The 11979-nt window shown below is 44.7% G+C and carries 12 protein-coding genes, 1 tRNA gene and 1 pseudogene; 7 read left to right on the plus strand and 7 right to left on the minus strand.

Annotation, left to right across the window (positions count from 1 at the left end; all coding sequences use genetic code 11):
• Positions 1-416: 416 nt before the first annotated feature.
• Entirely contained in the window at positions 417-1325 is a 909-nt protein-coding gene (locus O9334_RS09515; protein WP_288000009.1) for a transglutaminase family protein, read from the minus strand.
• Positions 1326-1539: 214 nt separating this feature from the next.
• Here O9334_RS09515 and O9334_RS09520 point away from each other — a divergent pair, with 214 nt between their 5' ends.
• Positions 1540-2991 (plus strand): GTP-binding protein, encoded by a 1452-nt coding sequence (locus O9334_RS09520; RefSeq protein ID WP_045356303.1) that lies wholly within the window; start codon positions 1540-1542, stop codon positions 2989-2991.
• Between the two features lie 215 nt (positions 2992-3206).
• Here the strand turns inward: O9334_RS09520 and O9334_RS09525 are convergent, their stop codons facing one another.
• Positions 3207-3503 carry a type II toxin-antitoxin system RelE/ParE family toxin gene (locus O9334_RS09525; protein WP_045356305.1) on the minus strand — a complete coding sequence of 99 codons (297 nt, stop codon included), beginning with the start codon at positions 3501-3503 and terminating at the stop codon, positions 3207-3209.
• Entirely contained in the window at positions 3488-3676 is a 189-nt protein-coding gene (locus O9334_RS09530) for a hypothetical protein (protein ID WP_002737442.1), read from the minus strand. Before O9334_RS09530 ends, O9334_RS09525 begins: the two co-directional genes overlap by 16 nt.
• A gap of 354 nt (positions 3677-4030) precedes the next feature.
• On the opposite strand from O9334_RS09530, the gene O9334_RS09535 reads away from it, so the two are divergent.
• The 3 genes from O9334_RS09535 (at position 4031) to O9334_RS09545 (ending at position 6105) form a co-directional block, all read left to right on the plus strand.
• Entirely contained in the window at positions 4031-4723 is a 693-nt protein-coding gene (locus O9334_RS09535; RefSeq protein WP_045356417.1) for a Crp/Fnr family transcriptional regulator, read from the plus strand.
• Positions 4724-5031: 308 nt separating this feature from the next.
• The gene (locus O9334_RS09540; protein ID WP_045356315.1) at positions 5032-5217 is read left to right on the plus strand and encodes a hypothetical protein; all 186 of its coding nucleotides are present in this window, start codon (positions 5032-5034) and stop codon (positions 5215-5217) included.
• A gap of 153 nt (positions 5218-5370) precedes the next feature.
• Complete coding sequence (locus O9334_RS09545; RefSeq protein ID WP_045356418.1) at positions 5371-6105, plus strand: TIGR02391 family protein; 735 nt, start codon at positions 5371-5373, stop codon at positions 6103-6105.
• Positions 6106-6125: 20 nt separating this feature from the next.
• Here O9334_RS09545 and O9334_RS09550 read toward each other — a convergent pair whose 3' ends face one another.
• Together O9334_RS09550 and O9334_RS09555 are read right to left on the minus strand one after the other, a co-directional pair.
• Entirely contained in the window at positions 6126-6914 is a 789-nt protein-coding gene (locus O9334_RS09550; RefSeq protein WP_288000015.1) for a TrmH family RNA methyltransferase, read from the minus strand.
• A 62-nt stretch (positions 6915-6976) separates the two neighbouring features.
• A tRNA-Leu gene (locus O9334_RS09555) sits at positions 6977-7060 on the minus strand.
• Positions 7061-7251: 191 nt separating this feature from the next.
• On the opposite strand from O9334_RS09555, the gene murA reads away from it, so the two are divergent.
• Positions 7252-8565 carry a UDP-N-acetylglucosamine 1-carboxyvinyltransferase gene (gene murA, locus O9334_RS09560; protein WP_288000017.1) on the plus strand — a complete coding sequence of 438 codons (1314 nt, stop codon included), beginning with the start codon at positions 7252-7254 and terminating at the stop codon, positions 8563-8565.
• 121 nt (positions 8566-8686) lie between these two features.
• Here the strand turns inward: murA and O9334_RS09565 are convergent, their stop codons facing one another.
• Positions 8687-9289, minus strand: a complete 603-nt coding sequence (locus tag O9334_RS09565; protein ID WP_288000019.1) for a Uma2 family endonuclease — start codon at positions 9287-9289, stop codon at positions 8687-8689.
• Between the two features lie 249 nt (positions 9290-9538).
• Between O9334_RS09565 and O9334_RS09570 the strand changes: the two genes are divergently transcribed.
• Positions 9539-10186 (plus strand): PEP-CTERM sorting domain-containing protein, encoded by a 648-nt coding sequence (locus O9334_RS09570; RefSeq protein ID WP_045356323.1) that lies wholly within the window; start codon positions 9539-9541, stop codon positions 10184-10186.
• 207 nt (positions 10187-10393) lie between these two features.
• Here the strand turns inward: O9334_RS09570 and O9334_RS09575 are convergent, their stop codons facing one another.
• Entirely contained in the window at positions 10394-11353 is a 960-nt protein-coding gene (locus O9334_RS09575; RefSeq protein WP_288000021.1) for an RpnC/YadD family protein, read from the minus strand.
• A 437-nt stretch (positions 11354-11790) separates the two neighbouring features.
• Between O9334_RS09575 and O9334_RS09580 the strand changes: the two are divergent.
• Positions 11791-11979, plus strand: a pseudogene (locus O9334_RS09580) (SIMPL domain-containing protein); the annotation flags it as partial.

The following is an 11979-nucleotide window of genomic DNA, read 5'->3' on the forward strand; positions in this document are numbered from 1 at the left end:
CTAGGTCTGCATACTGTAATTCTTGGGCTGCCCATTTCTCCATTTTTTTGCTCACCTCCACCTTAATTCCTTCTTTCAAAACTATACCTATCAATCGTTTCCCCTTTTTTTAAGTTTCTTCTCTTTTTGTTAAGAAAGATCTGACTAATGGATAGCTGATTAAGGGGGGTGCCGATCCCCCCTTAATTTCCCCTTAATAAGGGGGGAGCCGACAATTTTTAACACCTACCTACTTACGGCGATTCCTCTATCCATCTGGCACAGACAACTCCTTATTGGATAAGCCTTGACCCTTAGAAGATGTACCAGACTGAGCCTGAATCCGCCGTAGCAGTTATCCTAATAGTGAAGTAGGAAGTTTTCCTTTGGGGGAGTTAGAAGCCGATCGCCGGTCAAGGAAAAACCCGAAATTCAACCTATTCCCTGGGATCAAAATCTGGCAGCGTCCCCAGCTTGCGGATGGTCACTTTAACATCCATAGACAAATAGTCATCGGCATCACCAAACCAAGAATCGGAAAGAGGTATGATTTGACCGGGATGACGAGCGATCGCCACTCGAATTAAATCAAAGCCGGCGGTAATTTGATTAGTCGGATCATAATTACGCCAACCGGCCCCCGGTAGATAAACCTGTAACCAAGCATGGGTAGCGCCAGAGCCAGTCATCCCCACTTCGCCACCGTCGAGGGCAGCATCGTAGAGATAGCCACTGACAAAACGACAGGCTAAACCCAATCTTCGCAAAGCTTCGATCATCAACCAAGCATAATCGCGACAAGTTCCCGACTTTAGCCGCAGGGTTTCTCCGGGGGATTGAGTTCCTTCACTCTCCCGGGCTTGGTAGGTAAAATTATCTTTGATAGCCGCCATCATTCTTTCCATGACATCGAGGGTATCATCTTGGTCCCCCGCTACAAAACTTTTGGCCCAAGCTGCCAGGCTGCCGTCGGCATCCTCGGCGTGGGGACGCATAAACGCCACTAGATCTAACCATTCATCGGGGGTGTACTGGATGGGAATTTCGATCGCCCGTTGAGCGAGGGGAAAATCAGCGATCGCTTTTAAGCCAAAATGTTCTGCCCGTAATCGACAGGTAACGATTAATTCTGACGCTGCTTCGGCGAATTCAAGCCCTACCACGTTGTTAGATAGAGTATCCATAGTCCAGCGCGTTTTGGCGGCAATATTCGCTTCTACAGAATAACTGATAATTCTTTCACCGTGACCGGCACTAGGCAAAAAAATCGCCCGATGTTCCCCAAAAGTTACCGGTTTACGATAATGATAGGTGGTGATGTGTTCCAAGTCGTAGATGACACTCATCCTGATTATCCTTAATAAAGTAGCTGGTTATAATTGAAGATAAATCCCCCCTTGATCCCCCCTTGATCCCCCCTTAATCCCCCCTTGATAAGGGGGGTATCTGACAATTTTTAACACCCACCTACTTAATCACTGATAACCGATAACTGATAACTGATAACTGATAACTGATAACTGATAACTGATAACTGATAACCGATAACTGATAACTGAAATGACCTCTGACCCGTTCCTCGATCGAGCTTGGAATACCGAAGACCTAGAACAAGCACTTCGAGGTGTCGGCACTATTCAAGAAGAACTCAACTATAATCAGGCACGCAATTCTCTGGGCAAACTTGTTGAGCGTCTCGATCTTACCTCGATCGAGAAAATTGGTCTAGAAGCGGAGATCGATCGCCTAGTGGCCCTGCTAGAAAAACTCGATCGATCCCTGATTCAAATTGCCGCTTTTGGACTGGTGGGCCGGGGAAAATCCTCGATTTTAAATGCTCTGGTCGGTCAAGAAATCTTTACAACCGGTCCCCTACACGGAGTTACCCGCACCATTAAAGGGGTAAATTGGCAGTTAAGCAGCGATGATACTTTCCCCAATCTAGCGCGTCTGACCCTGAACGGCCAGGGTAATGCTCAGGTGCAATTGCTTGATACTCCCGGTATTGATGAGGTAGATGGGCAAACGAGGGAAATTCTCGCCTGTCAGGTGGCGCAGCAGGTGGATTTAATCCTTTTTATCATCTCCGGTGATATGACCAAAGTGGAATTTTCCGCCCTGGCCAAGTTGCGGGAAGCAGGAAAACCGATGATTTTGGTCTTTAATAAAATCGATCAGTATCCGGAAGTCGATCGCCTCGCTATCTATGAGAAAATCGCCTCAGAACGGGTGAAAGAATTACTCTCCCCCGATGAGATTGTTATGGTGGCGGCCTCTCCCCTCCTGGCGGAGACGGTTAAAGGGCAGGATGGGCGGCTAAAAACGCAACGATTTCGCGGAAAACCCCAGATAGAAGCTCTGAAACTCAAAATTTTGGAAATTCTAGAGCGAGAGGGTAAATCGCTCGTAGCACTCAATTCTATGCTGTATGCGGACGAGGTAAACGAGCAAATTGTCGCCCGCAAAATGGCTATCCGTGATCGTGGCGCTAATCAATTGATTCAAAAAGCAGTGATGATCAAAGCATCGGCGATCGCTCTCAATCCGGTGACGGTGTTGGATCTGTTTACGGGGGCAGTCATCGATCTAGCCATGATTCTCGCTCTTTCTCGCTTATACGGCATCGATTTAACTCGTCAGGGGGCGATCGCTCTTTTACAAAAAATTGCCCTCAATATGGGTGGCATTAGTGCCAGCGAATTTTTAGCGGTTTTGGGCTTAAGTTCCCTAAAAGGATTACTCGGTCTCTCGATTCCTGCCACTGGCGGTATTTCTCTCCTTCCCTATACTTCGATCGCCCTGACTCAAGCGGGAGTTGCCGGTGTATCCTGTTACGCGATCGGCCAAGTGACGAAAACCTATCTCGCTAATGGGGCCACCTGGGGACCCGATGGCCCGAAGGCAGTGGTGACCAGTATTCTCGATTCCCTCGATGAAACCTCGATTCTCAACCGGATTAAGCGGGAATTAGGCTCAAAATTGGGGGTTGGGGGACTTTTCAGTGATCAGTAAACAGTAAACAGTAATCAGTGAACTGAAGGCAAGAGGCAATAGGCAACAGGCAATAGGCTCCCAGAAAGAATCTGGCAATTCTCCTACCTAAAAAGAAGGCTAGAAACTGAGTAGATTAAAGCTTTTAGCTTAACAAATTTGGTTTTAGATTCGGCCCTTGTGAACTGAAAACTCAAATCTGATAACTGATAACTGATCACTGATCACTGACTCGATCAATCCAAGAAATGCTTGCTATGGACGATCGCCGCTATAATAACTACCGCCCCTTGAATTTGATAGATCAGACGGTAGGCATAGGCAGACTTTTCTCGGATGGTATCATCGTTAAATTCGGCGCATTTTTTCGCTTCTAGGGGACAATTTTCTAAAGAATAGCTTATATCAAGAATTCGACGTACGACGGCCGCCGCGTAGGACGGGGAATCTCGACTAATATAAGATGCGATCGCATCCACGTCTTCAATTGCTTTGGGCGACCAGACAAGGCGATAATTCACTCGATCAGCCATTTGTTTAAAAGACCCTCAACTTCTTCTTGGGGGATTGTATTCTCCAGAGAGGCAGCGTTCAAACTTTGACGCACCTTCTCCAGAACGTATAAATGATACTGAATATCTTCAATTGAACAATCATCTGGTAATTGATTCAAGAGGGATTCAACTTTTTGTCTAATGCTATTCATACAAGTTTGACCGAAGTTTTTAAGGAAAAGTATAAATTTAAGTTATCTATCAACTATCATCTATCATCTATCATCGGATAGAAAATTATAGTTACGCATCCTATCTTATGCCATAGTCCCCAGAAAAGCGAGAAAAAGTTAAGAATAGATAAGGTGATTATCTAGCTTTTGTAACATTGGGGCGGCGATACTGTTAAGAATACTTAATAATTCTCCTATCTGCTCAATCCCCGCAACTTTTAGGGATTATTGACCGATAACCATCTAGCGGCCACAAGACCCCCCCCAATCGCAGCAATTTTTTGTTACATTAGTTTACAGTTCCCTCAACGCCCCAGTGGGTTATTAATTTTAATGTCTTCTTCGGTTCCTTCGTCGGATTTTATACCCTTAATCGGTCAAGAAACAGAAATCTTTAACTGGGCAAAATCCCATTATCGTAACCATACCTTTGCCAAAGATGAAAAAGTAGCCACGCGCCCCGGGCTATTATACTTTGTCGAATCTGGGGCGATTCGTATTGTTGGTAAGGCACAAGTTAACGTTATTGACCAAAAATCCTCCCGTCAACTACCTATGGCCGATAGTGAGGAAGTATTTCTTGGTTTTGTGGGTGCAGGTCAACCTTTTGAGATTGTTTCTCAATTTCCCTTTCAATTACAAGCCCAAGCTCATCTAGACGGAACCGAGTTAGTCTGGTTATACTGGGAAGACCTAGAAAAATGGCCGCAATTGCGATCGGCTGTTATGGAAACTTTTCGCCATCAATACCAGCGTAAGTTATTTTGGTTGAGTATTCTCGGTCAAAAACGCTCCCTCGATCGATTAATGGGGTTCTTGGTTATATTATTGGAAGAATACGGTCAACCCTGTGTAGAAGGCTATTATCTCCCCTATCCCCTAACTCACGCTCAAATTGCCAGCGCCATCGGCACTACCAGAGTCACAGTAACAAGATTAATCGGTAAATTGCGACAACAAAATTCGATCTTTTTTAAGCAGGATAATCTTATCGGATTGCCCAGCTTATTTTTGAGTCAGAATTAATTTTTCTGCGGTGTTGCTGACTCAAGCTACTTGCCAACCGTGCATCCTATCCAAAAGTTAAGTAGGTAGGCGTTAAAAATCATCAGATACCCCCCTTATTAAGGGGGGACTAAGGGGGGATCAGCACCCCCCTTATCAAGGGGTGGCAGGGGGGATCAAACCTAAAATCCATTTTTAATTTAATTATAACCAGCTACTTACTTTGGCTCTAGGTTTTAAAAACCCCACACAAGCAGATTCCCATCGCCAATCAGCAACCCCAGAAATCTATGACCCCTCTATCTGGCAACAAATAACCGAGGTAGCCCATGACTGAACCAATTCCTGATAAATTATCGGAACGAATCGATACAGGTGTTAGAGTCGCAATCGCAGAAGCAATTGAGAGACACCGTCTCTTAGGAGAATCTATCAGCATTTTCAAAGATGGCCAAATTTTCACCTTAACAGCCGCGCAAATTCCGCCAAAATCTGCCAAAAAAACGGAAGTGTAAAAAATTGGTTGACTGTCTCAAATTTCACTATTCATAGAAACAGTTTCACCTATCCGAGGGATTTATATAAAGGTCAATTTTAGCAAATTCCCGTTACGAAAATCAAAACTACATAGTATAATGGTACTGTTAATTATTTTTGGAGGTGTAAATATGACGTTAACAGAAAATCAAAAAAACCTTTTGCGATGGATAGTTCAAGAAGTACGGGCTGGTCATCTTCCCGAGGGCAATATTTTGTGGGGTTGTCAGGTTTTCGGAGGTCCTAGTTGGCCAAATTACACGGGTTCTGATAGCTGTCCTGATGTCGAATTCCCAACGCTCGCTACATTACAAGACCATCGTTATATTAAGTGGCAAAGAATAGCCTCGGATGAATACAAGGGCGCTCTAACAGGAGAAGCTTATGAAGCGGTTGATTCTAACTTTGACGAACCCAATCGCTCGGCTATTCCTCATCTAATTCCCTTGACTGAAGTTGAACATTTAGACTCCGAACTATGGGAGAGAGTCCGTTTTTCTGTGAGTGCGGGTGGAGATAATCCAAAAGCGTGGGATACTGCGATTCGCAATGCGACAGTGGTTTTAGAAGACCGCATGAGGAAACTGGGAAATATTGATAATATTAATCAAAAAGCCACGGGTAATGGTATTGTTAACCTAATTTTTGGAAGCAATAAATCTGTACAAAAAGATAAGCTTCCATCAGAAGAATTAGAGGCATACCGTGATTTATATTCGGGTACAATGAAGCTTTTTCGTAACCGTTACGCTCATCGATTCATCGATCCTAAACCAGAGGAGGGTGGAGAAATTATCGTATTCATTAATTTATTGTTGAAGATGCTAGATAATTTAGATTGGGAGACAGAAAACGAGAATACATAAATCTCTAATTCTTGTCTGGTTTAAATATTCACCGATAATTGTCTTCTAGCTTCGTAGAGGATGACAGCAGTAGCGATCGCAACATTTAAAGATTCTACACCACCAAAGAGGGGAATTTTCACCGTTTCATCGGCTAAAGCCGCTAATTGGGGCGATAAACCGGCTCCTTCATTGCCTAACAAGATTAAAGTCGGACGGGTAAAATCAATCTCCCAATGGCTTTTGGTGGCTGTGGGTAAAGTCGCGATCGCTTTTACCCCCTGTGCTTGATATTTTTTCACTAAAGCCGATAAATCCGATTCTACCACTAGGGGCGATCGAAACCATTCCCCGGCGGAACTGCGGATCACTTTGGGGTTATCGATTTCGACGCTATCAAGACTTAACCAGATACCCTGTACTTCCGTAGCCACGGCAGTGCGGATAATAGTGCCGAGATTACCCGGATCCTGCAATCTTTCCAAAACTAAGCCCAATTGTAGCGGATTTTGGGGGACTGGATGAAGGTGATGACGGGAAATAGTGGCAATCACACCATCGGGATTAACCGTTGTTGCTAGGGAAGCGAGGACTTCTGGGGAAACTATCTCGACTCGTTTGGCTTGATTTTGAAGCTTCTCTGCTAATTGTCCCTGTCTTTGCCGCCACTTTTCAGTATAACAAACCGTCTCTAGGGAACAATTCAGGGCTAAAGCCGTCTCTAGTAAGTGCGTTCCCTCAATTAAGGACAAATTCTGCTCCTGTCGCTCTCTAGTGCGGTGTAGCTTGCGAATTTGCTTGATTAAAGGGTTTTGAACACTGCTAATCATAGCCAATCGGATTTTTCACCCCGCTAGGGCTACCCTAAACAACTGCGTCTTGAGGGAGATAATGCGGAACTCGGGACTTGAACCCGAAAGTCTTTGCAGACACTAGAACCTGAATCTAGCGCGTCTACCAATTCCGCCAGTTCCGCATTCTTCTTTCACAATCTTTTATTATACTATCGGACAATCCATAAGTCAAGATAGTTCAGATAATTAAGACAAAAATCGCTTTTCGGGGTAGAATCACGAATAATTTCCTCAAAAATCTGATAAAATGCAGTGTCATTTTGCCGAAGCTCTCCTTAGCCAAGACTGCCAACCAAGATAAATGAATCATCCTATGACCATCGATACCGAGCATCCCTATTTAGAAATTCAAGGTCGTCACTCTCTCAAGGGTGAAGTCAAGATCAGTGGTGCCAAAAATGCCGCTCTAGTGATTATGGCGGGAGCTTTACTCTGCTCCGACGAGTGCCAGATTAGTAATGTACCTGCCCTGGCCGATATCGAGCGGATGAGTCAAATTCTCTCGGCTTTGGGCGTGCAAGTCAGTCGCACCGGAGATAGACTAGAGATTGATGGCAGAGACCTCAAACAAGCTCAAGCACCCTACGATCTCGTCTCCCAGTTGCGGGCCAGTTTTTTCGCCATTGGACCGATTTTAGCCCGTTTAGGAGAAGCAAAAGTTCCCCTCCCCGGCGGCTGCGCCATTGGGGCCAGACCAGTGGATCTGCACGTTAGAGGCCTACAGTCAATGGGTGCAGATGTATTAATTGATCGTGGCATGGTACACGCCCGCGTTAAGGGTAATGGTCGTCTGAAAGGGGCGAATATTTATCTGGATTATCCCAGTGTGGGAGCGACGGAAACCCTAATGATGGCGGCGACTTTAGCGTTCGGGGAAACCATTCTCGGTAATGCGGCCCAGGAGCCGGAGGTGATTGATTTAGCCAATTTTTGTGTTTCCATGGGGGCAAAAATTCGCGGTGCCGGGACCAATACAATTGTCATCGAGGGAGTTTCCCGTCTGCACAGTACCGATTACAGTATCATTCCCGATCGCATTGAAGCCGGGACTTTACTGATAGCCGGGGCAATTACCCGCTCAGAAATTAGTCTTTATCCCGTGATTCCCAGCCATTTAGCTTCGGTAATTGCCAAACTGCACGAAATCGGTCCGGAAGTGGTGGAAGATGGTCCCAATCGTCTCCGGATTATCCCTAGAGACTTAAAAGCCACCGATATCGAAACCCTGCCCTATCCGGGTTTTCCCACGGATATGCAGGCCCAATTTATGGCTCTATTAACTTTAGCCGAGGGCAGTAGCGTGGTTAATGAGACGGTTTTTGAAAACCGTCTGCGTCATGTGGCCGAATTAAAGCGTCTGGGAGCAGATATCAAGGTCAAAGGAAATGTGGCTTTAGTGCGCGGTGTGCCTTTCCTCTCCGGGGCGCCGGTGATGGCCACGGATCTACGCGCTTCGGCAGCTTTGGTGGTAGCAGGATTAGCAGCCCAGGGGACTACTATTGTGCAGGGACTCCATCACCTCGATCGAGGTTACGATAATTTAGAGGGTAAATTAAGAGCATTAGGGGCAAATTTACGCCGGGTTGATCCTTTGGCCTCAGAATTGGCTACCCTGACCCAATCTTAACAGGATGATTAGTTATCGCTGTTCTATCAGTGTTGAGGATTCCCGTGAGCAACACCGATAGAACAGCGTTAATCGTGCTTAGTTGTTCTATATTGACGGAACCTTTCATCAGCGATCGCATTCACCAAATCTTAGCCATTACTAATACAAACCCCGGCAATTCTGGATCACCACTAATGGTTTCAGGAGCATTTAAAATCTCCGGTTCTTGATGGGGACGATAAATATAGACTTGGCGATTTTGGCGATCAATTAACCAACCCAATAAAGTACCATTGGCAATATATTCCTCCATCTTTTTCTGCAAACTGGATACCGTATCACTAGCAGAACGCAATTCAATGACAAAATCGGGACAGATGGGGGCAAAAGAGGCTTTTTGTTTTTCTGTTAAAGCATTCCAGCGTTCTAATTTAATCCAAGCAGCATCGGGTGAACGAGTCGCACCATTGGGCAGCGTAAAACCCGCACTAGAATCAAACCCAAGCCCCGTTCCATCTAGTTCTGACCAACTCCCCAGTTGCAGAGCTATATTAAAATTGCGATTACCCGTATCTGAAAAAGCAGGAGGCATAACGATCACTTCTCCACTAGCGCTGCGTTCAATGCGTAAATCTCGATTGGCTAAACAAAATTCATAAAATTGCTCCTCCGTCATCGGCATAATCCAAGGAAGATCAATCATCAGAGGAGCCGAGGTCGCTTGCACAAGTAGTGTCGTCATATTTTCGCCCTACTCAAGAATTACACGAATTAACAACTGAATGCCCTTCAATCTTAACTTAGCTCTAGTCATCGGCATTATTGACTACTAAAAGATAGAAGGCGATCGCTCTTATCGTTGCCAAAGAAGCCTGACGGAGAGGAATGTAAATATTTATAAAAATGTAGCTTAGAATACAGTTCGGGGGGGGGTAATGTGTATCATACGGACGTGAAATTAACACTGTAAAGTTAACACAGGAGAAAGATAATGAATCACGTTTGGTATTTCTCACTAGGAGCAGTTTTTGGGGCGGTTGTCTCCGCTCCGATGGCGGCATATTCCTTTCCCATAGCATCCCCAGGCACTGAAGGGATAAAAGTGTTGGTAAGTAATACTTCTCCAGTAATAGCGACTTATGAGGGCAATTCTGCCTCGTTCAGCAACAGTTTGTACTTAATGCTTGATGGATTAGGCAACCCTGGTGACGATGGAGATTTTTCTAACGATCTTTTTATCTTCAATAATCTCTCTTCGACAGTGGGTAGTACGGTATCATTAGGTTCTTTTTCTATCGGTGCTGAATTGATATTCCGACTGTTTGTCCAAAATACAGGGAATAACTTTTTTACCGGACCCGCTAGCCGAAATCCAGACAACAAGACTCATGCCAGAGTGCAAGAAAACTGGATGCCAAACAAAACTTTAGTCAGCTTTGAAGATCTGTTTAATGGTCCATTTAATTACAATGACCTGAGCTTCTCTTTTACCAATACCAACACCGGTACTATGCTAGTGCCTGAACCCACCTCAACCCTCAGTCTCCTCGTCCTCGGCACTCTCGGCGCAGCTTCAACCCTCAAGCGCCAATTGAAATCCTCCAAATCCTCAGAAAAAGAAACCACAAAAGTCTCCTAATACCATCAATAAAATCCGACAATTCCCTTTCATTAATTAGAGGGGTTTTTATCAGTTGTCATACTAAATCCGTTGAGTAACGCACAGAAAACGGGTTTCTCGGAGAAACCCGTTTTCTATCCGCAAGCAAGATTTGAGCATAATTCAGCAGATAAACTACCATTAATGCTTGGGTATAGTTTTTCCTGGCTTGGGGGGATTGAAAGTTTAATTTTCCCTGAATCTTTCTAACAGTTCTGAGCGAGATAAATTAGCCAGAGAAAGAAGTAAACCGGTGCGTTCCGAGATAGGAAGTTGGGCAATCTGTCCCACCAGACTAGATAATTCTGCATCTAGGCTGCCAAAGCGTCCTTCCAGAAGACTGGTTATCAGGGAATACCGTTCTTCTAAACTGCCTCGTTGTATCCCTTCTTGTATCCCTTCTTGTATCCCTTCTTGTTTCCACTCTTCTCGTTGTTGTAAATAAGCTGGTGATAGGTTCATAATGTCCTCCTGTTCTTCGGCACTTAAATTATCTCTTAATTCCAAACTCTTGCGCCAGTTGGCCAGAATTTCCAGTAAATTCTCTTGGAAAGGATTACCTTCAGGTAATTGCACTAATTCTTCTACTGCCCGTTTCTGCGTCCCTCCTTTCCCTAGCACCCTCAACCATAAAGTCTCGTTATTGACTGGTAATTGATGGATGGCGACGATTCCTGTTTTGAATAGGCTAGGGGAAAAATAAACTCCTTTTCCCCACTCCTCTTTCATTCCCTCTTCCGGTAGGAATGAAGGGGGGATTCCCACGACTTCTTCAATCATTCTCGCCGAAAAAGTAGGCGTTAAAATCCAGAGAACTGGTAGTTCAGCTTCTGTTAGAGTTTTGTTTGTCCTTTTCGCCTTCCTCAAGACCTCGCCATGAACCGCATATAACTTTGAGATGCAACTGCGAATCTCTACCTCGGAGGGTGGGTTACGGAAAGGTTCAAATAAGCAGCAAGTCGCCGCCATTTTACCGAGTATGCCCAAGGGTAATTCAGTCCTTGATGCTGAACTGGCTGGTTCAAACCAGACATCGATTTCTTGGACTTCACTCTTGACTTTCTTGCTCTTTTTAATCGTTCCCAGAGACGCTAAGAGTTCTTCTAAATATTCCTTGGCAAATTGGTCGTGAATTTGGCGAGTCATTGCAGGGGATAATTAAGCCGAGAAAGTGCATTAACAATCTTGTTAGATCATAGCAAGTTTTGAGAATTTATCGGCTCTTCTAGGTTCTGTGTGATAAGTTTAACTTAAGTAGCTGGTTATAATTAAATTAAAAATGGATTTTAGGTTCGATCCCCCCTGCCCCCCTTGATAAGGGGGGTGCCGATCCCCCCTTAATCCCCCCTTGATAAGGGGGGTGTCTGATAACTTTTAACGCCTACCTACTTATATAGTAGCGATCGGTCTTTGTGTCCTTTGTGTCTCTGTGGTTCTTTACACTCATTGCTTAAAGGCCCCTTCAAGTTCCCAGAGCTTAGTCACCAATATTCCGAAAGTGACGGAAAAGGGATAATCTTCCACTCAATTGCCCAAAATAAAGGCTAGAATCGAAATATAGTATCGATCGCTACGGATTTTTCATGAATTACAGAAAATTTTGCTTGGCTTTTTTGCTGTCCCTTATCCTCATCAACACCGGATTAGTTATGCCTAGTTACGCAAACGAAAGAGAATTGAGGACAATTACCGTAACGGGAGAAGGAATAGAAAATATCGCCACTTCTCAAGCAATAGTGCGCTTAGGGGTAGAAATTCAAGGCAAAGAAGCG

The sequence above is a fragment of the Microcystis sp. LE19-8.1F genome, assembly GCF_027531715.1.
Classification (GTDB): domain Bacteria; phylum Cyanobacteriota; class Cyanobacteriia; order Cyanobacteriales; family Microcystaceae; genus Microcystis; species Microcystis wesenbergii_A.

Excerpts from the sequence above, each read along its gene's own strand:
- O9334_RS09515 (WP_288000009.1), bottom strand. The coding sequence starts at position 1,325 with ATGAGTGTCATCTACGACTTGGAACACATCACCACCTATCATTATCGT.
- O9334_RS09520 (WP_045356303.1), top strand. The coding sequence starts at position 1,540 with ATGACCTCTGACCCGTTCCTCGATCGAGCTTGGAATACCGAAGACCTA.
- O9334_RS09525 (WP_045356305.1), bottom strand. The coding sequence starts at position 3,503 with ATGGCTGATCGAGTGAATTATCGCCTTGTCTGGTCGCCCAAAGCAATT.
- O9334_RS09530 (WP_002737442.1), bottom strand. The coding sequence starts at position 3,676 with ATGAATAGCATTAGACAAAAAGTTGAATCCCTCTTGAATCAATTACCA.
- O9334_RS09535 (WP_045356417.1), top strand. The coding sequence starts at position 4,031 with ATGTCTTCTTCGGTTCCTTCGTCGGATTTTATACCCTTAATCGGTCAA.
- O9334_RS09540 (WP_045356315.1), top strand. The coding sequence starts at position 5,032 with ATGACTGAACCAATTCCTGATAAATTATCGGAACGAATCGATACAGGT.
- O9334_RS09545 (WP_045356418.1), top strand. The coding sequence starts at position 5,371 with ATGACGTTAACAGAAAATCAAAAAAACCTTTTGCGATGGATAGTTCAA.
- O9334_RS09550 (WP_288000015.1), bottom strand. The coding sequence starts at position 6,914 with ATGATTAGCAGTGTTCAAAACCCTTTAATCAAGCAAATTCGCAAGCTA.
- murA (WP_288000017.1), top strand. The coding sequence starts at position 7,252 with ATGACCATCGATACCGAGCATCCCTATTTAGAAATTCAAGGTCGTCAC.
- O9334_RS09565 (WP_288000019.1), bottom strand. The coding sequence starts at position 9,289 with ATGACGACACTACTTGTGCAAGCGACCTCGGCTCCTCTGATGATTGAT.
- O9334_RS09570 (WP_045356323.1), top strand. The coding sequence starts at position 9,539 with ATGAATCACGTTTGGTATTTCTCACTAGGAGCAGTTTTTGGGGCGGTT.
- O9334_RS09575 (WP_288000021.1), bottom strand. The coding sequence starts at position 11,353 with ATGACTCGCCAAATTCACGACCAATTTGCCAAGGAATATTTAGAAGAA.